Origin of the sequence: Paracoccus niistensis, from assembly GCF_042432925.1 — a bacterium.
Taxonomy (GTDB): Bacteria; Pseudomonadota; Alphaproteobacteria; order Rhodobacterales; family Rhodobacteraceae; genus Paracoccus; species Paracoccus niistensis.
This window is the reverse complement of record NZ_JBHLWE010000039.1, coordinates 15,055-38,350: the sequence shown is the minus strand read 5'-3', so window position 1 is coordinate 38,350 and position 23,296 is coordinate 15,055. Positions and strand designations below refer to the sequence as shown.

At 68.9% G+C, this 23,296-nt stretch carries 24 protein-coding genes; 15 read left to right on the top strand and 9 right to left on the bottom strand.

The genetic code is table 11. The features are described 5' to 3' along the window. Positions 1–65 precede the first annotated feature (65 nt). The 4 genes from ACFFII_RS13080 to ACFFII_RS13065 all read left to right on the top strand — a co-directional run bounded on the left by ACFFII_RS13080 (position 66) and on the right by ACFFII_RS13065 (position 5,093). Complete coding sequence (locus ACFFII_RS13080) at positions 66–491, top strand: GlcG/HbpS family heme-binding protein (RefSeq protein WP_377699323.1); 426 nt, start codon at positions 66–68, stop codon at positions 489–491. 85 nt (positions 492–576) lie between these two features. After that, positions 577–1,278, top strand: coding sequence for a GntR family transcriptional regulator (locus ACFFII_RS13075; protein WP_377699322.1), 702 nt, complete (start codon positions 577–579; stop codon positions 1,276–1,278). 83 nt (positions 1,279–1,361) lie between these two features. Then, positions 1,362–2,051 (top strand): GntR family transcriptional regulator, encoded by a 690-nt coding sequence (locus ACFFII_RS13070; protein ID WP_377699321.1) that lies wholly within the window; start codon positions 1,362–1,364, stop codon positions 2,049–2,051. A gap of 120 nt (positions 2,052–2,171) precedes the next feature. Next, positions 2,172–5,093: an FAD-binding and (Fe-S)-binding domain-containing protein gene (locus tag ACFFII_RS13065; RefSeq protein WP_377699320.1), complete on the top strand. Its 2,922-nt coding sequence runs from the start codon at positions 2,172–2,174 to the stop codon at positions 5,091–5,093. A 30-nt stretch (positions 5,094–5,123) separates the two neighbouring features. Here the strand turns inward: ACFFII_RS13065 and ACFFII_RS13060 are convergent, their stop codons facing one another. The 4 genes from ACFFII_RS13060 to ACFFII_RS13045 form a co-directional block, all read right to left on the bottom strand. Continuing rightward, positions 5,124–6,632, bottom strand: a complete 1,509-nt coding sequence (locus tag ACFFII_RS13060; protein WP_377699319.1) for a malonate--CoA ligase — start codon at positions 6,630–6,632, stop codon at positions 5,124–5,126. A gap of 124 nt (positions 6,633–6,756) precedes the next feature. Next, positions 6,757–7,161, bottom strand: coding sequence for a type II toxin-antitoxin system VapC family toxin (locus ACFFII_RS13055; RefSeq protein ID WP_377699318.1), 405 nt, complete (start codon positions 7,159–7,161; stop codon positions 6,757–6,759). Beyond that, the gene (locus tag ACFFII_RS13050) at positions 7,158–7,397 is read right to left on the bottom strand and encodes a type II toxin-antitoxin system PrlF family antitoxin (RefSeq protein ID WP_377699317.1); all 240 of its coding nucleotides are present in this window, start codon (positions 7,395–7,397) and stop codon (positions 7,158–7,160) included. Before ACFFII_RS13050 ends, ACFFII_RS13055 begins: the two co-directional genes overlap by 4 nt. A gap of 66 nt (positions 7,398–7,463) precedes the next feature. Next, positions 7,464–8,153: a hypothetical protein gene (locus ACFFII_RS13045; RefSeq protein ID WP_377699316.1), complete on the bottom strand. Its 690-nt coding sequence runs from the start codon at positions 8,151–8,153 to the stop codon at positions 7,464–7,466. Between the two features lie 484 nt (positions 8,154–8,637). Here ACFFII_RS13045 and ACFFII_RS13040 point away from each other — a divergent pair, with 484 nt between their 5' ends. The 7 genes from ACFFII_RS13040 to ACFFII_RS13010 all read left to right on the top strand — a co-directional run bounded on the left by ACFFII_RS13040 (position 8,638) and on the right by ACFFII_RS13010 (position 15,604). Further along, positions 8,638–9,942, top strand: coding sequence for an AAA family ATPase (locus tag ACFFII_RS13040; protein ID WP_377699315.1), 1,305 nt, complete (start codon positions 8,638–8,640; stop codon positions 9,940–9,942). After that, on the top strand, positions 9,939–11,075 hold the full coding sequence (locus ACFFII_RS13035; protein ID WP_377699314.1) for a ParB/RepB/Spo0J family partition protein: 1,137 nt from the start codon (positions 9,939–9,941) through the stop codon (positions 11,073–11,075). Before ACFFII_RS13040 ends, ACFFII_RS13035 begins: the two co-directional genes overlap by 4 nt. Positions 11,076–11,585: 510 nt before the next feature. Next, positions 11,586–12,044 (top strand): aldolase/citrate lyase family protein, encoded by a 459-nt coding sequence (locus ACFFII_RS13030; protein WP_377699313.1) that lies wholly within the window; start codon positions 11,586–11,588, stop codon positions 12,042–12,044. 249 nt (positions 12,045–12,293) lie between these two features. Continuing rightward, positions 12,294–12,536 carry a hypothetical protein gene (locus ACFFII_RS13025; RefSeq protein ID WP_377699312.1) on the top strand — a complete coding sequence of 81 codons (243 nt, stop codon included), beginning with the start codon at positions 12,294–12,296 and terminating at the stop codon, positions 12,534–12,536. Continuing rightward, complete coding sequence (locus ACFFII_RS13020) at positions 12,521–12,796, top strand: acyl-CoA dehydrogenase C-terminal domain-containing protein (protein ID WP_377699311.1); 276 nt, start codon at positions 12,521–12,523, stop codon at positions 12,794–12,796. The genes ACFFII_RS13025 and ACFFII_RS13020 overlap by 16 nt, the downstream gene beginning before the upstream one ends. A gap of 157 nt (positions 12,797–12,953) precedes the next feature. After that, on the top strand, positions 12,954–14,555 hold the full coding sequence (locus ACFFII_RS13015) for a thiamine pyrophosphate-binding protein (RefSeq protein ID WP_377699310.1): 1,602 nt from the start codon (positions 12,954–12,956) through the stop codon (positions 14,553–14,555). 80 nt (positions 14,556–14,635) lie between these two features. Further along, a complete protein-coding gene (locus ACFFII_RS13010; RefSeq protein WP_377699309.1) occupies positions 14,636–15,604 on the top strand; it encodes an ABC transporter substrate-binding protein in 969 nt (322 codons plus the stop codon). Positions 15,605–15,643: 39 nt separating this feature from the next. Here the strand turns inward: ACFFII_RS13010 and ACFFII_RS13005 are convergent, their stop codons facing one another. Continuing rightward, positions 15,644–16,522, bottom strand: a complete 879-nt coding sequence (locus ACFFII_RS13005; protein ID WP_377699308.1) for a LysR family transcriptional regulator — start codon at positions 16,520–16,522, stop codon at positions 15,644–15,646. 111 nt (positions 16,523–16,633) lie between these two features. Between ACFFII_RS13005 and cuyA the strand changes: the two genes are divergently transcribed. From cuyA to ACFFII_RS12985, 4 genes are all read left to right on the top strand, one after another. Beyond that, positions 16,634–17,665 carry a D-cysteate sulfo-lyase gene (cuyA, locus tag ACFFII_RS13000; RefSeq protein WP_377699307.1) on the top strand — a complete coding sequence of 344 codons (1,032 nt, stop codon included), beginning with the start codon at positions 16,634–16,636 and terminating at the stop codon, positions 17,663–17,665. Positions 17,666–17,709: 44 nt separating this feature from the next. Continuing rightward, positions 17,710–18,417, top strand: a complete 708-nt coding sequence (gene cuyB / locus ACFFII_RS12995; RefSeq protein WP_377699306.1) for a cysteate racemase — start codon at positions 17,710–17,712, stop codon at positions 18,415–18,417. 141 nt (positions 18,418–18,558) lie between these two features. Then, positions 18,559–19,470 (top strand): LysR family transcriptional regulator, encoded by a 912-nt coding sequence (locus ACFFII_RS12990; protein ID WP_377699305.1) that lies wholly within the window; start codon positions 18,559–18,561, stop codon positions 19,468–19,470. Position 19,471: 1 nt separating this feature from the next. Continuing rightward, positions 19,472–20,215: a sulfite exporter TauE/SafE family protein gene (locus ACFFII_RS12985; protein ID WP_377699304.1), complete on the top strand. Its 744-nt coding sequence runs from the start codon at positions 19,472–19,474 to the stop codon at positions 20,213–20,215. A gap of 67 nt (positions 20,216–20,282) precedes the next feature. Here ACFFII_RS12985 and ACFFII_RS12980 read toward each other — a convergent pair whose 3' ends face one another. From ACFFII_RS12980 to ACFFII_RS12965, 4 genes are read right to left on the bottom strand one after another with little or no spacing between them, the layout of a single operon-like run. Further along, a complete protein-coding gene (locus ACFFII_RS12980; protein WP_377699303.1) occupies positions 20,283–20,597 on the bottom strand; it encodes an NIPSNAP family protein in 315 nt (104 codons plus the stop codon). A gap of 23 nt (positions 20,598–20,620) precedes the next feature. Further along, a complete protein-coding gene (locus tag ACFFII_RS12975) occupies positions 20,621–21,649 on the bottom strand; it encodes a YeiH family protein (protein WP_377699302.1) in 1,029 nt (342 codons plus the stop codon). Next, the gene (locus ACFFII_RS12970; protein WP_377699301.1) at positions 21,646–22,314 is read right to left on the bottom strand and encodes a fumarate hydratase C-terminal domain-containing protein; all 669 of its coding nucleotides are present in this window, start codon (positions 22,312–22,314) and stop codon (positions 21,646–21,648) included. Before ACFFII_RS12970 ends, ACFFII_RS12975 begins: the two co-directional genes overlap by 4 nt. Continuing rightward, complete coding sequence (locus ACFFII_RS12965) at positions 22,311–23,273, bottom strand: fumarate hydratase (RefSeq protein ID WP_377699300.1); 963 nt, start codon at positions 23,271–23,273, stop codon at positions 22,311–22,313. The genes ACFFII_RS12970 and ACFFII_RS12965 overlap by 4 nt, the downstream gene beginning before the upstream one ends. Positions 23,274–23,296: the final 23 nt, after the last annotated feature.

The following is a 23,296-nucleotide window of genomic DNA, read 5'->3' as shown; positions in this document are numbered from 1 at the left end:
CCGGGTTGCGCCCCGGTCCCCCGGGGCGTAGCCGCATCCCATCGTCTGCCCCAGAGGAAGAAGCCATGACCCTGACACTCGACCTGGCCCGCAAGCTGGCCGATCTCTGCCTTGATCGCGCGCAGCAGATGAACCTCAAGCCGCTGACGGTGGCGGTGCTGGACGCGGCTGGGCATCTCAAGGTGCTGCTGCGGCAGGACGGCACCAGCCTGCTGCGGGCGGAAATCGCGCAAGGCAAGGCTCGGGGCGCGATCGGGCTGGGGATGGGCTCGCGCGCGATCTACACCCGCGCGCAGGAACAGCCGTACTTCATCCAGGCGATGAACGCGCTTTCGGGCGGCAGCCTCGTGCCCGTTCCCGGCGGCGTCCTGATCCGCAAGGACGGCGAGATCATCGGCGCGGTCGGCATCACCGGCGACACCTCGGACAACGACGAGGCCTGCGCCGTCGCCGCCATCGAGGCCTTGGGCCTGCAGGCCGACGCGGGCTGATCCGTCTGGCGCGGGCCGGGGCCGGGGTGGTAGGATCGGCGCCACCCCACCGGCTGTGCCGGAGAAAGGACGGGACGACCATTCGATGAACTTCGTGCCGGATACCCTCAAGCCCCCGCGCCGGACGACCCTGCACGAGGAGCTGACGCAGAGGCTGCGCGACCTCATCATCCACGGCGAGCTTCAGCCGGGGATGAAGGTGCCCGAAAGGGACCTTTGCGAGGCTTATGACGTCTCGCGCACCCCCCTGCGCGAGGCGCTGAAGGTGCTGGCGAGCGAGGGCCTGGTCCTGCTGGAACCCAACCGCGGCGCCCGCGTCAGCCCCATCACGCAGGAGGACCTGGACGAGGTCTTCCCGGTCATGGGCGCGCTGGAAGCCTTGGCGGGCGAACTGGCCTGCCAGAACATCACCCCCGCCGAGCTGGAGGAGATCCGCCGCCATCACGCCGAGATGCTGGCGCATTACCAGAACGGCGACCTTGCCGGCTATTACGCCGCGAACCAGAAGATCCACGAGGGCATCTTGGGCGCCGCCCGGAACCCGACCCTGGCCGCCCATTACCGGGCGCTGTCGGCGCGGGTGCAGCGCGCGCGCTATGTCGCCAACACCACCCCCGACCGCTGGAAGCAGGCCGTCGAGGAACACGAGCGGATCATGGCGCATCTGGCCGCCCGCGACGGCGCCAGGCTGGCCGCGACCCTGCGGCAGCATCTGGAAAACAAGCTGCGGGCCGTCAGCCAGTCCCTTGCGCACAAGAACGGCACAACGGACAAGGCAAGGCCCTGATTGCATGCAATCCGCGCAGGCCGATCTAGGCAGATCGCCCCCGCTCCCCTATGCTGACCGACCACAAGGCAGGGAGGGGGCGGATGAACGACCTGACGACACGCGGTGCGGCCACGCCTGAGCGCATCGGCACCACGCTGCATGGCGAGATCCTGTCCCGGCTGCGCGATCACGTCGTGCAGGGCGACCTTCCCGACGGCGCCCGCATCTCGGAACGCGAGTTGTGCGAACGCTTCGGCGTGTCCCGCACGCCCCTGCGCGAGGCGCTGAAGGTGCTGGCCTCGGAAGGGCTGATCGAGCTTCTGCCCAACCGCGGCGCGCGGGTGAAGGCGCTGACGCCCGACGAGATCGGCGAGCTGTTCGACCTCATGGGCGGGCTGGAAGCCCTGGCCGGGCGGCTGGCCTGCGAACGGATCACGCCCGTCGCCTTCGGCGCCATCGAGCAGGCGCACCGCGAGATGTACACCTTCTACCTGCGCGGCGACCGGCAGGGCTATTTCGCCTGCAACCAGCAGATCCACGAGGCGATCCTTGCCGCTGCCGGCAACGGCGCCCTGTCGGCGGCGGCCCGCACGCTACTGGGCCGCCTGCGCCGCGTCCGCTTCACCGCCAACATCGACGAGCAGGGCGAACGCTGGCGCGAGGCCGTGCGCGAACACGAACTGATCCTGGACGCCCTGCGCCGCCGGGCCGGGGGCGAACTGGCGGACCTGCTGTTCGCCCATCTGCGCAGCACCAAGGACGCCATCCTGCGGAATCTCGGCACGGATTGAATCCATCTTCCGGCGGAACGGAAAGATTGTATTCAATCTGACCGGCCGCTAGTCTGGCGCGGACCGCCGTGCGGGGGCTCTCCCCCCCCCCGGCCCTCCGCAGCAAGAAGGCACCGGCAGATGAACGCATCCACCAAGCCCCGCACCCCTCCGGCCGCGCGCAGCCAGGCGTTCCAAGCCGCGATGGCCAAGGCGCTGGAAGGCGAGGTCCGCTTTGACGCCTTCACGCGCGGGCGCTATGCGACGGATGCCTCGATCTACCAGATCATGCCGCGCGCCGTGGCCTTCCCCCGGCACGAGACCGACATCGCCACGGCCCTTCAGGTCGCGGGCGAGCATGGCGTGCCGGTCATCGCGCGCGGCGGCGGCACCTCGCAGAACGGCCAGCCGATCGGGGACGGGCTGATCCTCGACATGTCGCGCCACTTCAACGGCGTGACCGACTATGACCCGCAGGCGCGCACCGTGCGCGTCCGCCCCGGCACCGTTCTGACCACGCTGAACGACCAGCTTCGCAAGGATGGGCTGTTCTTCCCGGTCGAGCCCTCGACCGCCTCGCGCTGCACCATCGGGGGGATGGCGGGGAACAACTCGTCGGGCGCGCGATCGCTGCGCTTCGGCAAGATGGTGGACAACGTGCTGGCCATCGACGGGATGCTGCCCGACGGCGAGCGGTTTTCCCTGGGGGACGCCCCCCTGGCCGCCCTGCCCCCGCGCACCCGCGGGATCATGGAGCGCCTGGCCGCCCTGGCCCGCCAGCACCGCAGCGACATCGAGACGATCTTCCCCAGGGTCCAGCGCCGCGTCGGCGGCTACAACCTCGACGAACTGCTGCCCGAGAACCCCAATTATTCCCACCTGCTGGTGGGCTCCGAGGGCACGCTGGCGCTGACCACCGGCGTCACGCTGAAGCTGTCGGCCCTGCCGAAGCACCGCGTCATGGGCGTCTGCCATTTCCCGACCTTCCGCGACGCGATGGAAACGACGCAGCATCTCGTCGCGCTGGACCCGGTCGCGGTCGAGCTGGTGGACAACAACGTGCTGGTGCTGGGCGCCCACATCCCCCTGTTCGTCCGCACGCTGAGCGACATCACGCGGGGCAAGCCGAACTGCCTGCTGCTGGTCGAGTTCGCGGGCGACGATCTTGATGCGCTCAAGCGCGACCTCAGGCGGCTCGACCAGTGCATGAGCGACCACGGCTTTCCCGACGCGGTGGTCGAGGTGATCGAGCCCGCCCGCCAGAAACCCGTCTGGGACGTGCGCGAGGCCTGCCTGAACATCATGATGTCGATGAAGGGCGACGGAAAGCCCGTGTCCTTCATCGAGGATTGCGCCGTCCCGCTGGAACACCTGGCCGATTACACCGACGCCGTGACCGCCGTCTTCAGCAAGCACGGCACGGTCGGGACCTGGTATGCCCATGCCTCGGTCGGCTGCCTGCACGTCCGCCCGATCCTGAACATGAAGAGTGAGGACGGCGCGCGGAAGATGCGCGCCATCGCCGAGGAAACCGCCGATCTGGTGCGCCGCTACAAGGGCTCCTTCTCGGGCGAGCATGGCGACGGGATCTCGCGGTCGGAATTCGTGGAACCGCTGTTCGGCGCGAAACTGACCCGCGCCTTCGAGCAGGTGAAGGACAGCTTCGACCCCGAAAACCGCCTGAACCCCCACAAGATCGTCCGGCCGCTGCGGATGGACGACCGCAGCCTGATGCGGTTTCCGCCCGGCTATGCGGCAACGCAGCCGGAAAGGACCGCGCTCGACTGGTCGGACTGGGGCGGCTTCGGCGGCGCGGTCGAGATGTGCAACAACAACGGCACTTGCCGGAAGCTGGCGGGCGGGACCATGTGCCCGTCCTACCGTGCGACGCGCGAGGAACAGCACCTGACGCGGGGGCGGGCGAACTCGCTGCGGCTGGCGATCTCGGGGCAGCTCGGCCCCGACGCCTTCACCTCGCCCGCCATGAAGGAAACGCTGGACCTGTGCGTCTCCTGCAAGGGCTGCAAGCGCGACTGCCCCACGGGCGTGGACATGGCGCGCATGAAGATCGAGTTCCTGCACCATTACTACAAGAAGCACGGGCTGCCCCTGCGCGAGCGGCTGATCGCCAACCTGCCTCACCTCGCCCACCGCGCAAGCCGCCTGGCCCCGGCGCTGAACCTGCGCGACCGCATCCCCTTCGTGGCACGGCTGTCGGAACGGATGCTGGGCTTTTCCGCCAAGCGCAGCCTGCCGAAATGGGGCAAGCCCTGGAAGGAAGCCCGCCCGGTCGGCCGCCCCGAGGACGTGAAGGGCGACGGCCTCGACCTTGTCCTGTTCGGGGACACCTTCAACCGCTACTTCGAGCGCGAGAACCTCGAAGCCGCCGAGCGGGTGCTGCTGGCGGCGGGCTATCGCCTGCACCGCGTCCAGCCCGCGGGCAGCAGCCGGCCGATGTGCTGCGGCCGGACCTGGCTCGCTTCGGGGCAGACCGACGAGGCGCGGGCCGAGGTGCGGCGTTCGGTCGATGCACTCAGGCCCTTCGTGGAACGGGGCGCGCGGGTGGTGGGGCTGGAGCCGTCCTGCATCCTGACCTTCCGCGACGAGATGACTGCGCTGCTGCCCGCGTCCGAGACCGGCTTCCTCGACGGCAGGGCGCTTCTGTTCGAGGAGGTGCTGGCCGCCGACCTCAAGGCGGGCCGGATCACGCTGCCGCTGGCCGATCAGGGCGGCCGGGTCGCGCATCTGCACGGGCATTGCCACCAGAAGGCCTTTGACGTGATGGGGCCGGTCGAGACCGTCCTGCGCAGCGTGCCGGGGCTCGAGCTGAAGGTGATCGAAAGCTCGTGCTGCGGGATGTCGGGGGCCTTCGGCTATTCCACCGAGAACCACGAGGTTTCGATGAAGATGGCCGAGCTGTCGCTGCTGCCCGCCGTCCGCAAGGCAGGGCCGGACGACCTGATCGTGGCCGACGGCACGAGCTGCCGCCACCAGATCCACGACGGCGCCGACCGGCAGGCGATCCATGTCGCGCGGGTGCTGGATCAGGCGCTTGTGCAGTGAGGGGCCGGGCCTTGTGCCCGGCCGCCCCCTTCAGCCGCGGTAAAGACCGGCGAAGCGGTCGCGCAGCAGGTTCTTCTGGACCTTGCCCATGGTGTTGCGCGGCAGCTCGTCCAGAAAGACCACGCGCTTGGGCAGCTTGAACTTCGCCAGCCGCGACTCCAGCGGCGCCAGAATGGCGGCCTCGGTCAGGGCGGGGGTCCCGGAGGGCACGACGACGGCGGTGACGCCCTCGCCGAAGTCGGGATGGGGCAGGCCGATGACGGCGGATTCGACCACGCCGGGAAGGGCGTCGATCTCGGTCTCGACCTCCTTCGGATAAACGTTGAAGCCGCCGGTGATGATCAGGTCCTTGCCCCGCCCGACGATCTGCAGATAGCCCCGCTCGTCGAAGCGCCCCAGGTCGCCGGTGATGAAGAAGCCGTTCCCGCGCAGTTCGGCCGCCGTCTTTTCCGGCATCCGCCAGTAGCCCCCAAAGACGTTGGGGCCGCGCACCTCGACCATGCCGATCTCGCCCTGCGGCAGGGGGGCGCCGGTCTCGGGGTCGGTGACCAGGATCTCGACGCCCGGCAGCGGCAGGCCCACGGTGCCCGCGATCCGCTCGCCCTCGTAAGGGTTCGAGCTGTTCATGTTGGTCTCGGTCATGCCGTAGCGTTCAAGGATCGCGTGGCCCGTGCGCGCCTGCCAGGCCCGATGCGTGTCCGCCAGCAGCGGCGCCGAGCCCGAGATGAAGAGGCGCATCCCCCGCGTCGTCTCGCGGTCCAGCCGCGCGTCCGCCAGCAGGCGGACATAGAAGGTCGGCACCCCCATCAGGACGGTGGCGCGGGGCATCGCCTCGAAGATGGCGCCTGCCTCGAACTTCGGCAGGAAGATCATCGACGCGCCCGACAGCAGCACCACGTTCGTCGCCACGAACAGCCCGTGCGTGTGGAAGATCGGCAGCGCGTGGATCAGCACGTCCCGGGCCGTGAAGCGCCATGCCTCCACCAGCGCCAGCGCGTTGGACGCGAGGTTCCCGTGGCTGAGCATTGCCCCCTTGGACCGCCCCGTCGTGCCCGAGGTGTAAAGCAGCGCCGCGAGGTCGTCGTCCCCGCGCGGGACGGTGGCGAAGTCCTCGGCCCTGTCCGCGGCGGCGTCCGTCAGGCTCCCCTGCCCCGCCGCGTCCAGCGTCAGCACCCGGGCGCCGGCCTGTTCGGCGGCGGGGCGCAGCGACTCCTCGCGCGCGGGATCGCAGACGAAGATCCGCGGCTCGGCGTCGCCCAGGAAATACGCGACCTCGGCCGGGGTGTAGGCGGTGTTGAGCGGCAGGAAGACCGCCCCCGCCCGCACGACCGCGAGATAAAGGATAAGCGCCTCGACCGATTTCTCCACCTGCACGGCCACCCGGTCACCCGGCGCGACGCCCAAATCGACCAGCGCATTGGCCATGCGCCCGCTGCGGGCGACCAGGCCGGAATAGGTGAAGCGCGCGCCGTCCGGGGTCTCGATGGCCGTGGCCTCGGGATCGGCGATGCGCCCGGCGATGCGGTCGAAGATGTTCATGGCAGGCTCCGGCAGGAAAGATCGGGGAGGATCGGGTCGGGCCTGGGGCAACGGCCGGCAAGGCGGCTCCTCGGGTGGTGAAGGCTCGTAGCCATGGGGCCTCCGTCCGGCAAGCCCGGCGCCCTCACGAGGCGGGCGGGACCGGCGCCATGCCGGCCTGCGCCACGGCCTTGCGGTCGAAGCTGAAGGTCGCGCGGCAGCCCGCCTCGCGCCCCGCCAGCGCGATCATGTGGTCGGAAAAGCCCGCCCCTCCGGCGCGATAGCGCTCGACCGCAAGGCCGGTGCGGTCGGGGGATTCCACCATCAGCTCGCGCGCGGCCAGCAGTCCGTCCAGCGCCGCCGCGATCCGCTCGCGCGGCAGGCCGTAGGCGCGTTCCAGCACCCAGACGAGTTCCACCACCACCTCGCGGCAGAGAAAGCCCGGCTCGGCCTCGGTGAGCCCCGCCATCAGCGCGTTGGCCCGGGCGGACTGGGCGGGGTCGTCCTGGGTCAGGAATCGCACGACCACATTCGTGTCGAGCGCGATCATTCCCCTTGTGCGCCCCCGGCGACCGCGGCCTCCATCTCGTCCAGCGAAACGGGGCGCTGGCCCTCGCGCCGCAGGACGCCCGCCAGCGAGGCCACGGGCTGCGCCCGCATCAGGCGGACCTGCCCGTCGTCGAGGATGACATAGCGCAGCCGGTCGCCCGGCCCGAGGTCGAGCACCTGCCGCACCGCCCGCGGAAGGGTGGTCTGGCCCTTGATGGTGACGGTGGATTCGGTCATGGCGGCGACCCCGAAAGGTAATGCGGTATGCAGTTTCGCATTACATAGCGCGGTGGGGGGACCGGATCAAGCGCGGACGGTGACGCCCGCCAGGCTGGGATCGGCGCGGCGCAGGGCTGTCACCAGCCGCTCGCGCAGGTTCGCCAGCACATAGCTTGCGTGAAAGCGGCTGGGGGCAAGAAGGATGAGCTGCCCGTCCTCGATCCCCGCCTCCGCGAGGGGGGCGAGCCAGGCCTCGAAGACGGACGCATCCTCGGCCGCGAGCAGGGCGCAGGCGGCGGCCCAGGGCCCGGACCCGGTCGCCGCAGGACGGGGGCGGCGGAAGGGAATGACGGTGCTGTCCTCCCCTGCCCCGGCCTGGTCCGGCCCGGCGCCCCCCATGCGGGCGACGAAGTCGGGACCGATGTTCGGCCAGGCCGGCCGGGTGTCCAGCAGGATGCGGTCGAGGGCGAGCCCCAGCACCGACACGCGCCCGCGCGCGCCGGGTCGCTTGACGACGATCCAGCCGAGATCGCGCAGCCGCGCCATGTCGCGCTTGACCGTGCGCTCGTCCACCGACCACAGCCGGGCGATCTCGGCCTGCCCCACGGTCAGCTCGTCGCGCTGCCAGTTGTAGCGGGTGGTGATCAGGGCCATCAGCCGCAGCACCAGCCGCTGCCGGTGCTTGTCGCCCGCAAGTCCGTGCGCCATCAGGGCCGAGAGCAGGTCGTACTTGCGGCTCGACGCCTCGCGCCCGACGGGACGGATTCCCTGCATAGACCCCTCGCTTGCCGGCCTGTCCGAAGCCGGTCCGCCGGCCTTGTGCCCTGGAAGGCGACATGGGTCAGGGACTTGCCGGAACGCTTTTCGCCATTCTGATCGCATTAGCGTCCGGGATCACCGATCTGTCAAGCGTGCGCTGCCTGTTGCAGGCAACAGCCCCCCGATCCTGATCTCAAGAAACGGTATCACTGGTTATAGGGGCCATGCAGGATGTCCCCCAATCCGCCGCGGATGTCCCCCAATTGCTTGGGGCTGCAGCCGTGATGTCCCCCAAAATCCGGTTCCGTGCCGTCCGGTGGCCCGGAGCAGGAACCCTGAACCTCTAGCCCCGATTCGCGCGACGGGAATGGGGCCGCCGTAGGAAGGAAGGACTTTGCTGCTTGCGCTGGATCCAATGAACATTGACTTTGCCTGAAATGCAAATCCGGCGTAAAAGCCGGATCAGTCACAAACAGCGTCCTTTCGGAACGGGGGAAAGATGTATTCGCACGAAGACCTCGGCCGGCTGCAGGGGCAGTCGCTGCGGATGCAGGGCTGGATCCGGCGCCAGACCTTCAGTCCCGCCAATGAGAAGACCCTGCGCCGCTTTTCCAGCTGGGAGGTGGCCGAGCTGATCTTCCGCATCAACCAGTCCACCTTCCGCGGCAAGCTGGCGGCCGAGCCGAACCTTCCCCTCGGGGAAGTCCAGGACGACGGCCGCCAGCGCTGGTTCAGCCTGGACGAGATCAACGAGCTGCGCCGGCGCATCCGTATCAACCGCAAGTCGCTGATGCCGCCCCGCCCCGCGGGCAAGCGCGCGCTGCGGGCGGCCATCGCCAACTTCAAGGGCGGCGCGGGCAAAAGCACGGTGGCACTGCATTTCGCCCATGCCGCGGCACTGGACGGCTATCGGGTGCTGGCGGTCGATTTCGACCCGCAGGCGACGCTGAGTCATTCGATGGGACTGACGGACGTGGGCGAGGACCATACCGTCTGGGGCATCATGGCGCGCGACCTGGAACGCGAAACCGACCGCATGAATGCCGCGGCCCAGGGTGCCGAGACGGGAACCGCCCTGCCCCGCCGCAAGCTGCCGGCCTCGATCCGCGACATGGGACTTGGCGCCCTGCGGCCGGCCGACTTCATCAAGCCGACCGCCTGGTCCACGATCGACATCATCCCCAGTTGCGCCAATGCCGCCTTTGTCGAATTCGCCTCGGCCCAGTACCGGCACCTGAATCCTGAATGGACCTTCTTCGCCGCGGTGTCTCGCTTCCTCGACAGCCTGCCGGACGACGCCTACGACCTGATCCTCTTCGACTGCCCCCCGGCGATCGGCTATCAGTCGATGAACGCGGTCTTCGCCGCCGACATGCTGTATATCCCCTCGGGCCCCGGCTACTGGGAATACGACTCCACCACCAGCTTCATCGGCCAGCTGTCGGAAGCGTTGGGCGACCTGTCGCACGGGTTCGAGAACATCCCCACGGGGAAGGTCGCCCTGCCCAAGAGCTTCGCCGACATCCGTTTCCTGATGACGCGGTTCGAGCCGTCGAACGAGTTGCACCAGGCGATGCTGAACGCCTTCCGCCAGGTCTTCGGGGAACGGATGGCCGAGCATCCGATCGAACTTACCCGGGCCGTCGAGCAGTCCGGCCGCTTCCTGTCCTCCATTTACGAGATCGACTATCGCGAGATGACCCGGGGAACTTGGCGGCGGGCGCGCGCCACATTCGACCGCGCCTACGAGGAATTCCGCGGCAATGTGCTGACCGCATGGGACAGGCTGGAGGGAGAGGCATGACGCGCAGGCGCAGGATGTTCGACATCGATCTGCCCGAGGAAGAGCAGAGCTTCCCCGCGGGGAAGGAGTCGGGACGTCGCGGACCGATGGCCACGGCAATCGTCGAGACCGCCGAGTCCACGCGTGAACGTGCCCGCGTCGAGGCCGAGATCCGGGCCGAGAACGACACACTGGCGCAGGAGCATGTCCGGCTGAAGCGCGCCGGGCTGATCATCGACATGATCCCGCTGGATGCCGTCGAAACGCGCAAGCTGATCCGCGATCGTGCGCCCGCGCCGGACCCGGAACTGGCGGAACTGGTTGCCTCGATCCGCGACATCGGGCTGTCGAACCCGATCCGCGTCGAACCCGGCGAGGACGGCCGCTACGAGCTGATCCAGGGTTGGCGTCGCCTGACGGCCTATCGCCAGTTGCTTTCAGAGACAGGCGACAGCGAGAGATGGGGCCGCATTCCGGCCGGGATCGCCGCCAAAGGCGACGCGCTCGAGGCGCTTTACCGCCGGATGGTGGATGAAAACCTGGTGCGCAAGGACCTGTCCTTTGCCGAGATGGCGCAGCTTGCGCTGCATTACGCGCTTGACCCGGAAACCGCCGAGACGGATCCCGAAAAGGCGGTGGCGGTGCTGTTCAAGTCGGCGGGCTACCAGAAGCGCAGCTACATCCGCGCCTTCATCCCCCTGATCGAGCGGCTGGAAGGCATCCTGCTTTACCCCCACGAGATCCCGCGTGCCCTGGGTCTTGCGCTGGCCCGGCGCCTTGACGAACAGCCCGGCATGGCCGCAGCGCTCAGGACCGAGTTCGCGGGCTGGGACGGCCGGTCGGCCAGCGACGAACTGGCGGTCCTGCGCCGCTTTGCAGGCTTTGACGAAACGGCGGGGCAGGGCGCTCGCGCCGCTGCACGGCGTCAGGCCTCAGCCTCTCCAAGCGAAGAGCTGTCCTCAGGCGACGGGGCAGGGCCGCGTGAGCCCGGCGCCCGTGCCCGCACGACCTTCCAACTGAACCGGCCGCAGGGCATGGCGAAGTGCACGGCAGCTAACGGTCGGCTGGAGATCCGTCTCGCCCGCGACTTCACTGCTGTGGATCGTCGGAGGCTGGAAACGGCCATCGTGCAGATGCTGGACCAGCTTGAATGATCTTCCCTGCGGGGAAGGGCAGGGGTGAGCGAGCACATGGGTGCAGTCCACCGAAATATGTTCCCTATATGTTCTCGCAGAAGGAAAGGCGAGGAATAGACTGGCTGAGAGACACTGCTCCTTTTCACCTTCCCTGAGGGGAAGGTTCTTCTGAGAAGTGGCTGTCATCCAGCCAGGGTCCGCCCCTTCTTTTGCCGCAGTTTCACTGGCCGTCACGTCCAGCAGAGTTCGAAGTGACGCCCACTTTGCATCCCTCCCAAACCCCCCGTGTGTCATGGTTGTTGCCCTGGACAACTGTCGACGAAGTTCGTGGACAGGTCCGGAACTGGTGCCGGAGCAATGGTGCTGCGACAGATAACAGTGATCCGAGGCGTGTCCCTGCCGGGTATGCGGGCCAATGAACTCGCCGCTTGTGGCCGATTTCAGGTATGCTGTCACTGCCCGTCACCAACTCCGCCGTCCGCGGCTCATTGGGGTCGATGGGCTCATTCCGCTAACCCGGCTCGAACCTTGTTCCTGCGGAGCAGCGCGCTGGAACTCGCGCGTTCGCCCCGGGTGATCCAGCTTGCCTTCGGCTCGGTCGACTTCCAGCTCGACGCCGGCATTCCTGACGACGACCCGGAGCGGGCAATGCTTTATGCGCGGTCGCGCCTGGTGCTGGCCTCGGCGGCAGCCGGCATCGCCGCCCCCATCGACGGGGTGACGCTGGATCTCGACAATCCGGCGCGCATCGCTGATGACGTCGCACGGTCGCGGGCGCTCGGCTTCGGGGGCAAGCTTTGCATCCATCCTCGCCAGATCACTGCCGTGCATGACGGCTTCGCTCCCGGCGCGGCCGAACTCGCCCGCGCCCGCGCCATCGTCGCCGCGGCCGATGCCGCAGGCGCCGCCGGAGCAATCCGGCTGGACGGCAAGCTGATCGACCGCCCCGTGGCCGAGCGCGCCCGTCGCATCCTTTCGACCACCTGAACGGTGGACATGCGGCCGGAACTGCCCGAAAGGATCGGGTTCCACGCAGCGTCCCTCCGGCGAATGGCACCATGCCCCTGCGCGACAGCGCAAGCCGGGTCCGTCCGAAAGAAGACGGAGGGCAGATGTGCTTTAATCCGGCGCGGCGGCAGGCCCTAGGTTTGCCGGATCGAGCGGGTGAAATGCGATGAATCCGTAGAGCCCGGTTCAAGCGCCGTCTGCGTGCCGGACTAGGGCGCCGAGAAGCAGGTGCCGATCGTCCGCCACCCCAACGTGCGCCGGATGCTGTTGTCGCAGATGGCGATCGCCGAGGGGGCGCTTGCCTTGTGCCTGAAGGGCGCCTTCTTCCAGGACCTGGCAAGCCACGGCACCGACCAGGCCGAGCGGCGCGCCACCCACGAGGCACGGGAGGGGCAGGAGCTGGAGGACGAGGCGCGGGTGCTTCTGGAGAACTTTGCGACTGGATCGAGGGACTGGTGGCGTCCTGCCTGAAGGACGGGCACAAGGCCCTGGCGCTGGCCAACGCGACCGGCTTCCTGGAAGGGTTCGGCCATTTCGTGCTTGCCTGGGTCTGGCTCGGCCCGGCCCGCGCGGCCGAAGGTCACGCCGATCCTGCCCTGGCGGATGGCAAGCGCTGGACCTGCCACTTTTTCCATGCCGCCGAGGTGCCGCGGATCAGGTCCATGATGGCTCTCCTGAGTTCGGCCCCGGATCTCGTGGCCGAGATCCCCGAGAAGCTCCTTTCCCGATAGGCGGAGCCTGCGGGCCTTCCTCGAGGCTGCCCGGAAAGAACAGCTTACAGAACGCGCAAGCATTTTTGTCGGGCGGCAAGCCTCCCGTATCGCATAACGTTCCGAAGCGCTGGACAGGACCGATGGGCGCAGCACAACAAGCGGGGACGACAGAGTGATGCGCGGCGCGAATCTTGTGACCGAGGCGCTTGCCTCGGCGGGCGTGACAACGATCTTCAGCCTGTCGGGCAACCAGATCATGCCGGTCTATGACGCCTGCCTCGACACGGGGCTCCGCATCATCCACACCCGCCACGAGGCCGCGGCCGTCTTCATGGCCGACGCCCATGCGCAGCTGACCGGCACGCTCGGCGTCTGCATGGTCACGGCCGCGCCGGGCGCCGCGAACGCGCTGGGGCCGCTTTTCAGCGCGCGCCTGTCGGAAAGCCCGGTGCTGTTCCTGACCGGGGATTCCCCCGTGGCGCAGGACGGGCGCGGCGCCTTCCAAGAGCTTGACCAGGTCGCGCTGACATCCCCGCTGACCAAGCTGTCCCTGCGGCCGAAAAGCGCCGGAGAGTTGCGCGACGCGCTGGTCGAGGGCGCCCGGACGGCCCTGTCCGGCCGCCCCGGCCCGGTCCATATCGCGCTGCCCTTCGACGTGCTGGAGGCGGAATCGAACATCCTGCCCCCGTCGGCCGAGGAGATGGGCGTGGCCCCGGACCCGGTCGATCTCGCTGAAATCGTCGGGATCGCCGCGAAGCTCGCGCAGGCCGAGCGTCCCCTGGTCATCCTCGGCCCCGCGCTGGCGGAAAGCCGGACAGGGGACCTTGCTGCGCGGCTGGCGGATCGTCTGGATGTCCCGGTCGTCGCGATGGAAAGCCCGCGCGGGCTGAACGATCCCTCGCTGGGGGGTTTCGGGGGGATGGTGGCCGAGGCCGACCTGATCGTCGCGCTCGGCAAGCCGGTGGATTTCACGCTCGGCTTCGGCAAGCCCGCCGCCGGGGCGGCGTGGGTGGTCGTCAGCGCCGAAGCGGCCGAACTGCAGCGCGCGCGGACGAACCTGGGCGACCGCATCGTCCATGAGCTTCACGCCCCGCCCGGCGCAGTCGCACGGGCGCTGCTGGATCATCCGCCGTCCGCAACCCGCCGGGGCGAGTGGCGGTCCCGTGTGGCCGGGGCGGTCCGCCGGCGCGCGCCCCATCCGGACACCGACCCCGACACGGACCGCATCACGCCCGGCGCGCTTTGCGCGGCCGTCCAGCGGTGCCTCGACCGCGCGCCGTCCTCGGTCGTGATCTGCGACGGCGGGGAATTCGGCCAATGGGCGCAGGCGGGCACCCGGGGCACGCGGCGCATCATCAACGGCCCCTCGGGCGCGATCGGGGGCGGGCCCTGCTATGCCCTTGGCGCCAAGGTCGCCGCGCCCGGGGCCACCGTTATCGCCCTGATGGGCGACGGCACCGTGGGCTTCCACCTGGCCGAGTTCGAGACGGCGGCGCGCGCGGGGACGCCCTTTGTCGCCGTGATCGGCAACGACGGCCGCTGGAACGCCGAGCACCAGATCCAGCTTCGCAACTATGGCGAGGACCGGCTGGTCGGCTGCGAGTTGTCGGACGCGCGCTATGACCTGGTCGTCGAGGCCCTGGGCGGGCACGGCGGATTCGTCGAGCGGCTGGAGGACCTGGACGCCGCGCTCGAACGCGCCGTGGCCAGCGGCAAGGTCGCCTGCGTCAACGTCGTCATGGCCGGCCTGCCCGCGCCGAGCGGCAGCGGCCACTGAACAAGAAGGGCGTCACGCCCCACCGTCGTTCCATGGGAGGATCAGGAATGTTGCTTCGGGGTTTTGCCCTTTCCGCCGCCATGACCCTGTTGGGCAGCGCGGCCGCGCTGGCCGAGATGGCCGAGATCACCATCGCCCGGCAGCCGAGCCTCGGCCACCTGCCGCTGATGATCATGGAGGATCGCGGCCTGCTGGAAGCCCGCGCCGCCGAGCTGGGCGTCGAGGGGCTCAAGGTCAATTACGCGACCCTTGCCGGGGGCGCGGCGATGAACGACGCGCTCTTGTCGGGCAGCGTCCACTTCGCGGCCGGGGGCGTGCCGCCGCTTCTGGTGCTGCGCGAGCGGACCGACGGCACCTCCTCCGAGGTGAAGGGCGTTTCGGCCATGAACTCGATGCCGCTGCTGCTCAACAGCAACAAGGAGGGAATCCGCTCGGTTGCGGATTTCACGTCGGCCGACAAGATCGCCCTGCCGGCGGTCAAGGTCTCGATCCAGGCCATCCTGCTGCAGATGGCCGCCGAGAAGGAATTCGGCGAAGGCGAGCATGACCGGCTGGACCCCTTCACCATCACCATGTCCCACCCCGACGGGATGGCGGCCCTGATGGCGAAGCAGGAGGTCACGGCCCATTTCACCGCCTCGCCCATCCAGGACCTGGAACTGCAGAACGAGGGCGTGCACACGGTCCTCAACTCCTATGACATCCTCGGCGGTCCCGCGACCTTCAACGTCGTCTGGGCCTCGGCCCGGTTCAGGGAGGAGAACCCGCTGATCTACCAGGCCTTCGTGGAAACGCTGGAAGAGGCGATCGGCGTCATCAACGCGGACACCGAGGCGGCGGTGGACACCTATGTCCGGCTCAGCGGCGATGCCTCGACGCCGGAACTGGTGCGCCAGATCATCACCGATCCGCAGGTCAGCTACACCACGACCCCGAACAACATCGGCAAGTATCTGGACTTCATGACGCGCATCGGCACGCTGAAGCTGGAAGGCGCGACCTGGCAGGACGTCTTCTTCGAGAACGTCCACGACAAGCAGGGCAGCTGAGCGGGGCGGGCGCGTCCCCAAGGACGCGCCCTGCCGCGTTCATCCGGCGGTAATCGCCCGCCAGACCGCCCCGGCATCCGGGGAATGCGCGGCCCTCAGGCGCGTCGCCATCAGCTGCAGGGGCTGGGCGCCGAGCCGGGGGCCGAGGTCCGCAAGACGGCCCGAGCGGACCTCTTCGCGGGCCAGCGTTTCGGGCACCCAGGCCACCGCCGCCCCCGTCGCGGCCAGTTGCAGCGCGGCCAGCGTCAGCGAGGTTTCCGCCTTGGGCCGCAGGGTCAGCCCGGCAAGCCGGGGGCGGATGTCGTCCCGCAGCACGCGGCCGAAGAAAACCTCGTCGGGATAGGCCACGACCGGCAGTTCGTCCCGCGCAAGCGCCGCCTCCAGCTCGTCAAGCCTGGCGGCCGCGAAGACGGGGATCAGGCTGTCCGCGCCCATCCGGTGCAGTTCCACGAAGCCGGGCTCCATCGGCAGGGGCAGGCGCTCGGTGGCGTAGAACAGCATGATGTCGGCCTGCCGGGTCAGAAGCTGCGTATAGCATTCGTCGCGGTTGGCGGACCGCAGCCGGATGCCGATGTCGCGCGACGCCGCGATCCGCTGCACCAGCGCCGGCGCGACGGCGGTCGTGATCGCGTGCTGGCTGGCGATGACCACATGGGTGCGCGCGGCATCCCCCAGCGCCGCCGCAAGACGGCGCAGGCGGACGGCCAGGTCCTGCATTTCCCCGCATTGCTCGCGGGCGGCGGGGTGCAGTTCCACGGGCTTGCGGCTGCGGTCGAACAGCTCGGTCCCCAGCTGGTCCTCAATCATGCGGATGCGGCGGGAAAAGGCCGATTGCGTGAGGTTGCGCCGTTCCGCCGCCCGGATCAGCGAGCCGGTCTCGGCCACGGCCAGGATGTCCTCGATCCATTCCAGCCGCATTCCGGCCTCCGTAAAATGCAGAACCCGCATGTTCCTGCCGGGATTTCGAATTTGCAAGCGGGGGGAACGGCGGCGAATGATGCGGGGGACATCTCGCGAAGGATCACGACCATGCTGCTGTCCCGCTTTCCCCGCATCTTCCTGGCGCATCTGCCGACGCCGCTGGAACGGCTCGACCGGCTGACCCGGGAACTCGGCGGCCCCGAGATCTGGATCAAGCGCGACGACTGCACGGGGCTGTCCACCGGCGGCAACAAGACCCGCAAGCTGGAATTCCTGATGGCCGAGGCCGAGGCGCAGGGGGCCGAGGTCGTGATGACCCAGGGCGCGACCCAGTCCAACCACGCCCGCCAGACCGCCGCCTTCGCCGCCCGGATGGGCTATGAATGCCACCTTCTGCTGGAAGACCGCACGGGCAGCAAGGACGCCAACTACAACACCAACGGCAACGTCCTGCTGGATCACCTGCACGGGGCGACGACGCAGAAATTCACGGACGGCCGCGACATGAACGCCGAGATGGAGAAGCTGGCCGACAGGATGCGCGCACAAGGGCGCAAGGTTTATACCATCCCGGGCGGCGGCTCGAATCCCACGGGTGCGCTTGGCTATGTGAACTGCGCCTTCGAGCTGGTGGGGCAGGCCATCGACCGGGGCCTCGTGATCGACCATCTCGTGACGGCCACCGGCAGCGCGGGCACGCAGGCGGGGCTGGTCGTGGGGCTGAAGGCCATCAACGCGGGCATCCCGCTGCTGGGCATCGGCGTGCGCGCGCCGAAGGCGAAGCAGGAGGAAAACGTCTTCGCCCTGGCCCAAGCCACGGCCGCGAAGATCGGCGCCCCCGGCGTCGTCCGGCGCGAGGACGTGGTCGCCAACACCGATTACGTGGGCGAGGGCTACGGCATCCCCACGGCTGGCGGGATGGAGGCGCTGGCCATGTTCGCCGAGCTGGAAGGCATCCTGCTCGACCCGGTCTATTCGGCCAAGGGCGCGGCCGGCCTGATCGACCTGATCCGCAAGGGGCATTTCAGGAAGGGCGAGCGGGTCGTCTTCCTGCACACCGGGGGCGCGGCGGCGCTGTTCGGCTATGACGCGGCTTTCGACTTCAGCGAGCGCCGCGTGACCGCCGCCTCGGCCGCCTGAGCGATGGGTCACGTGTGTTCGGGCTGGCCGCCCGGAGGTGCCCCGTGACGGCGCCGCGCCGGGTGGGCATTCTCGGCGGCATGGGGCCCGAGGCGACGGTGCTGCTGATGTCGCGGGTGATCGCCGCGAGCCCGGCGGCGGACGACGCCGACCACCTGCCGCTGATCGTGGACCAGAACCCGCAGGTGCCTTCGCGCATCGCGGCCCTGATCGAGGGCACCGGCGCCGATCCCGCGCCGGTGCTGGCCGCCATGGCGCGGCGGCTGGAAACGGCGGGCGCCGAGGCGCTGGCCATGCCCTGCAACACCGCGCATCACTATGCCCCCGCGATCCGCGCGGCGGCGGGCGTTCCGCTGATCGACATGGTCGCCCTGTCGGCCGAAGCCGCCGCGCGGGTGGGGCAGGGGGGCCGGGTCGGCATCCTCGCCTCGCCCGCGGTCCAGCGGATCGGGCTGTTCGACGCGGCCCTGTCGCCGCACGGCCTGCAGGCGGTCTATCCCGCCGACCCGCCCGCGCTGCTGGGGGCAATCCGCGCGATCAAGCGCGAGGGCGTCACGCCCGCCGCGCGCACGGCCCTTGCCGCCGCGGCCCGTGACCTGCGGCAGCAGGGGGCGACCGTCCAGCTCGTCGCCTGCACCGAGTTCTCGCTGCTGGCCGATGCCGCCCGCGATGTGGCCGAGGTGATCGACACGTTGGACGTGCTTGTCGCCGGGATCGTCCGCTTCGCGCGGCGTGAAGGCAAAGGCGGGTAGGGCAGGGCGCCTGCTGCCTTTGTCGGGATGCCGTCGGCGCTTGCCCTTTGCCCCGCCCGCAAGGCAAGATGATCTGAACTCATCAAGTTCTTCTTACATGTTTCTGTAAGACAGAGTTACGTTTCTTGGGAGGGAGACGGCGTGTCCATCAGGATGCTCAAGACGCTGATCGCGGTGGCGGATCACCAGACCTTCAGCGCCGCCGCCGAGGCGGTATTCGTCACCCATGCCGCCGTCAGCCAGCAGATGCGGACGCTGGAAGCCCAGTGGCAGGTCGAGATCTTCGACCGCTCGACCCGCACGCCCGAGTTCACGCCCATCGGCCGCGCCCTTCTGGCCCGCGCGCGCGAGGTGGTGCGCGCTTATGACAACATCGTCCCCTCGGTCCTGGGCGACGACGGGCTGAAAGGCGAATTCACCCTTGGCGCGGTGCCGACCTCGCTGACCGCCATCATCCCCTTCTCGACCGCGCTGCTGAAGTCGAACTGCCCCGACCTGCATGTCCGGCTGTTTCCCGGCCTGACGACGCATCTTGTCCACCAGCTGGAACGGGGGGCGCTGGACGCGGCGCTCACCTCGAAGCCGGGGATCATGCCGGTGGGCCTGCTGTGGCAGCCCCTGGCGCGCGAGGAGATGATCCTGATCGCCGCGCCCAAGGTCGAGAGCGACGACCCGGCCGAGGTGCTGCGGACCCATCCCTTCATCCGCTTCTCGCGCGATGCGGTCGTGGGCACGCTTGTCGAGAAATGGCTGCAGGACCGCGACATCGCCGTCCGTGACACGATGGAGCTGGCAAGCCTCGAGGCGATCTACGGCATGGTGCTGGCGGATCTCGGCGTCTCGATCATCCCCGAGCCCTGCATGAAGCTGGCCCACCAACCGCCCCTGCGCCGCATCCGCCTGGCCCCGGAGGGCGGGCCCGTGCGCGAACTGGGCCTGATCTGGCGCAAGGACAGCACCAAGATGCGCGTGATCGAGGAGATCACGGCGGCCATCGAGCGCGCGCTGCGGATCGGCACCTTCTCGCCCGAAGCCATCGCGCAGGCGGTCTGACATGGGGCCGGAATTCCTGGCCGTCCTTCTGGGCGGCGCCTTCGCGGGCGGGGTGATCAACGGGCTGGCGGGCTTCGGCACGGCGCTGTTCGCGCTCGGCTTCTGGCTGCAGGTCCTGCCGGCGGCGCAGGCCGTCGCCATGGTGGTGGTGATGTCGGTGGTCAGCGGGCTGCAGGGCCTCTGGATCGTGCGCGGCGAGATCCGGCGCAACCCCGGACGGCTGGCCCGCTTCCTGCTGCCCGCGCTGGTGGGCATCCCGCTGGGGGTCACGCTGCTGTCGATCGTCAGCGCGGCGATGCTGAAGATCGTGATCGCGGGCTTCATGCTGCTTTACGGCGGCTTTTTCCTCGCCCGCCGCTCGCTTCCCCGGTTCGAGCGCAGCACGCCGGTGCTGGACAGCCTCGTGGGCTTCGCGGGCGGGGTGCTGGGGGGCGCGGCCTCGCTGTCGGGGGCGCTTCCGACCATGTGGTGCGCGATGCGCCCCTGGCCCAAGGGCGAAACGCGGGCGGTGCTGCAGCCCTTCAACGTCGTGGTGCTGGCGCTGACGGCGCTGCTGTTCCTGCTGAACGGGCTCTACACCTCCGAGACGCTGGTCCTGATGGCGATCGCCCTGCCCGTGACGATGATCGGCGCGCAACTGGGGCTGTCGGTCTTCCGGCGGCTCGGGGACGACCAGTTCCGCGTCCTGCTGATCGGCCTGATGTTCGCTTCGGGCGCGATCCTGGGACTGCGGGAAATCATGTGACCCGCAGAACGGAGAAGGGGCGGCAGGTCGCCCTGCCGCCCCCTTGCAGGGTCCGAAGGTCCGCCGGTCAGGCCGGGGTGAAGAAGGGCGCGGGGACCAGGATCTTGTTCTCGATGTGATCGACCAGCGGGCGCATCTGCACCGCATAGGACTGCCATTCGTCCGAGGCCTGCAGCGCCTTCCGGCGTTCCCAGCGGTCGTCCATGCTGTCATAGCCCCACATGTGGACGATCTGGTTCAGCGGCCCGATGTCGGTGAAGTAATAGCCCATCATCCGCCCCAGGATGCGCGTCTGCACGGCCAGCCCCTCGGCCTCGTAGAGCTTGAGGAACTTCGAGACATTGCCGTTCTTCAGCGTATAGGTGCGCATGTCGATGAACATGGGTTCGGTCCTTCCGGGCGGGTTCAGATATGCAGGGCTAGGATCGCGCTCAGCGCGAAGGCGGCCAGAAGCGCGGTCAGCCCGCAGACGATCGCGATGGCGCGGGGGCCGACCTCGGCCAGCTTGCGCAGCGAGGTCTTCATGCCAAGCGCGGCGATGGCCGTGACAAGGCACCAGCGCGACAGTTCCAGCAGCGTGGCGGTGACGGCCTGGGGGATGAGGTTCGTGCTGCCGACCAGCACCAGCGCCGCGAAGCCCAGCACGAAGAAGGGGATCGGCAGCTTGCCGCCCTGCCGCGCGCCGGGATGGCGGGCAAAGCACAGCGACAAGGTGACGACCACCGGCACCAGCAGCGCCACCCGCAGCAGCTTGACAAAGGTGGCGGTCGCGCCGGCCTCGTCGGACACGGAATAGCCCGCGCCCACGACCTGGGCCACGTCATGGATCGTGGCGCCGAAGAAGACGCCCATCGCGTGATCCGACAGGCCGAACGCCGAACCGATCATCGGGTAGACGATCATCGCCAGCGTGGACAGCGCCGTCACCGCGATGACGGTGAAGACCGTGTCGCGTTCATGGGTCGGGTCGTCCTTGGGCAGGACCGAGGAAATCGCCAGCGCCGCCGAGGCGCCGCAGATCGCGACCGCCCCGCCCGTCAGCAGGCCGAAGGGAAGGCTGCGCCCCGACAGCCGCGCCAGCAGGACGCCCGCGCCGATGGTCAGCGCGACGCCCCCCAGCGTGATGCCGACCACGGCCAGTCCCGCCGCCGCGATCTGCTGGACGGTGATGCCCAGGCCCAGCAGCGCCACGCCGAAGCGCAGCAGCTTCTTCGAGGCGAATTCCACCCCCTGCGCGGTCGTGGACTGCGGCTCGGCCAGGAAGGTGAAGGCCATGCCCAGCAGCAGGGCCATCAGCATGACGGGGGCGCCGTAATGTTCCGAGATGAACTTGGCGGCCAGCGCCACGGTCACGGCCGAGACCATTCCGGGGAAAAGCTCGCGTGCCCGTTCCCACATCCGGCTTGGCACCTGCGTCATCTCTGCGGCGGTCATCCGATCAACTCGTCCGCCCGGTTGTCGGTTTCGCCGAAGCGCTTGAGAACCGCGGGCTTCGTGCCCTCGTAGACGCGGTCGAGGTTCTCGGCGATGCGGGCGTTCTCGCGCTCGAAGAGGCAGTTGCCCTCCATGTCCGAGGCGACCAGGAACGGCCCCATGCGGTTGCATTTCAGCACCCACATGGCCTGCGCCAGCCCCAGTTCCTCGTTCCAGTGGACGGCCTCGACATTCTCGACCCCCCGGCCCAGAAGCGCGCCGGTGCCGTAGCCCACGGTGGACAGGTAGATGGCGCCGTTCGGGACGAAATAGTCCTTGTAGTCCCTGGACGACATCCCGCCCTTGCCGACGATCAGCCGGGCGCCCGTCTTGGCGATCCATTCGGGCAGCCACTTGGCGAAGCGGAAGCTGGCCGTGGCCGTTACCGCGCCCATGTCGAAGCTGCCGTCCTCGCGGATGCTGGCGGCGGGCGAGCAATGGAAGTTCGCCGCGCTCTGCGAGGGCAGTTCCATCGGGATGTTGGCCTTGTCCTCCAGCGCCCGCATGTAGACGCCTTCGCGCGCCGTATACATCAGCCCGGTCAGGTAGACGATGTCGCCCAGGCGCAGGGCGGCGATCTCCTCGGGGGTGGGGGTGGTCGAAAGCTCGACTTCACGCGGCTTCATTCGGCGGCCTCCAGAACAGGGGCGTCTTCCCATTCCACCGTCTCGCGGCGCTGGTAGGGGGTGAACCAGTCGGGATCGGTGCGATGTTCCACCCGGCCGTCGGCATGGATGCGGGCCACGGCGCGGCGCGAGGACAGGCAGAAGGCATGGACCGACATCTGCATCCCGCCGGTGTGGCAGTAGCCGACCTCGATATGGGTATCGATCACCATGTTCTTGCCGACAAAGCCCATGGCGCCCATGCCGATCGAGTTGCCGACGACCTTCAGCTCCTCCTCCAGTTCGGCGATGCGGGGGTCGGAATTGCGGTCGCCCACCGTGCGCAGGCAGGCCGCGCGCTTGCCCAGGACCATGCAGGTGTCCTTGCAGCCGCCCAGGCCGATCCCGATGATCGCCGGCTGGCAGGCAAGCCCGCGCTTGCCGAAGGCGACAAGGCTGTCGAGATAGAAGCGCTTGATCCCCTGGATGCCGTCCGAAGGGAACAGCATCCGGTAGTCGGTCCCGAACAGCCCGCCCTTGTGGACCGTGATGAGGTCGATCCATTCGCCGTGGGGCTCGTAGCCGTATTCGATCTCGGGCGCGCCGATGCCGACGTTGTTGTCATGGTCCGTGCGCCACAGCGGATGGACGCGGTTCGGTCGCAGCGGGACCGAGCGTGTGGCGCTGGCAGTCGCCCGCCGCAGCGCGGCCTCAAGCGCGACGGGGCCGCCCTCGATCCGGGCGTCGTTGCCCATCTTGACGTACCAGCGGGGCGTGCCCGTGTCGCCGCACATGGCGCGGCGGTCCTGCTTGGCGGCCTCGTAGTTTTCCAGCATCGCCTGCAGCACGAAGGAGGACAGGTCCCCGTCCTCGGTCGCGGCGGCGGCCTTGAGGCCGCTCAGGTAATCCTCGGGGATCTCGATGGCGGCCTTGGCCATCAGGTCCTCGGCGGTGGACTGGATGAGTTGGATGGGGATCACGTCTTTTTCTCCTGAAGCCGGCG

Bases quoted from the DNA above. Each gene is read 5' to 3' on its own strand.
- ACFFII_RS13045 (WP_377699316.1), bottom strand. From the start codon at position 8,153: ATGCAGGGAATCCGTCCCGTCGGGCGCGAGGCGTCGAGCCGCAAGTAC.
- cuyA (WP_377699307.1), top strand. From the start codon at position 16,634: ATGCTGCTGTCCCGCTTTCCCCGCATCTTCCTGGCGCATCTGCCGACG.
- ACFFII_RS13015 (WP_377699310.1), top strand. From the start codon at position 12,954: ATGCGCGGCGCGAATCTTGTGACCGAGGCGCTTGCCTCGGCGGGCGTG.
- ACFFII_RS12985 (WP_377699304.1), top strand. From the start codon at position 19,472: ATGGGGCCGGAATTCCTGGCCGTCCTTCTGGGCGGCGCCTTCGCGGGC.
- ACFFII_RS13040 (WP_377699315.1), top strand. From the start codon at position 8,638: ATGTATTCGCACGAAGACCTCGGCCGGCTGCAGGGGCAGTCGCTGCGG.
- ACFFII_RS13070 (WP_377699321.1), top strand. From the start codon at position 1,362: ATGAACGACCTGACGACACGCGGTGCGGCCACGCCTGAGCGCATCGGC.
- ACFFII_RS12970 (WP_377699301.1), bottom strand. From the start codon at position 22,314: ATGAAGCCGCGTGAAGTCGAGCTTTCGACCACCCCCACCCCCGAGGAG.
- ACFFII_RS12975 (WP_377699302.1), bottom strand. From the start codon at position 21,649: ATGACCGCCGCAGAGATGACGCAGGTGCCAAGCCGGATGTGGGAACGG.
- ACFFII_RS13065 (WP_377699320.1), top strand. From the start codon at position 2,172: ATGAACGCATCCACCAAGCCCCGCACCCCTCCGGCCGCGCGCAGCCAG.
- ACFFII_RS13080 (WP_377699323.1), top strand. From the start codon at position 66: ATGACCCTGACACTCGACCTGGCCCGCAAGCTGGCCGATCTCTGCCTT.
- ACFFII_RS12980 (WP_377699303.1), bottom strand. From the start codon at position 20,597: ATGTTCATCGACATGCGCACCTATACGCTGAAGAACGGCAATGTCTCG.
- ACFFII_RS13035 (WP_377699314.1), top strand. From the start codon at position 9,939: ATGACGCGCAGGCGCAGGATGTTCGACATCGATCTGCCCGAGGAAGAG.
- ACFFII_RS13075 (WP_377699322.1), top strand. From the start codon at position 577: ATGAACTTCGTGCCGGATACCCTCAAGCCCCCGCGCCGGACGACCCTG.
- ACFFII_RS13010 (WP_377699309.1), top strand. From the start codon at position 14,636: ATGACCCTGTTGGGCAGCGCGGCCGCGCTGGCCGAGATGGCCGAGATC.
- ACFFII_RS13055 (WP_377699318.1), bottom strand. From the start codon at position 7,161: ATGATCGCGCTCGACACGAATGTGGTCGTGCGATTCCTGACCCAGGAC.
- ACFFII_RS13060 (WP_377699319.1), bottom strand. From the start codon at position 6,632: ATGAACATCTTCGACCGCATCGCCGGGCGCATCGCCGATCCCGAGGCC.
- ACFFII_RS13005 (WP_377699308.1), bottom strand. From the start codon at position 16,522: ATGCGGCTGGAATGGATCGAGGACATCCTGGCCGTGGCCGAGACCGGC.
- ACFFII_RS13050 (WP_377699317.1), bottom strand. From the start codon at position 7,397: ATGACCGAATCCACCGTCACCATCAAGGGCCAGACCACCCTTCCGCGG.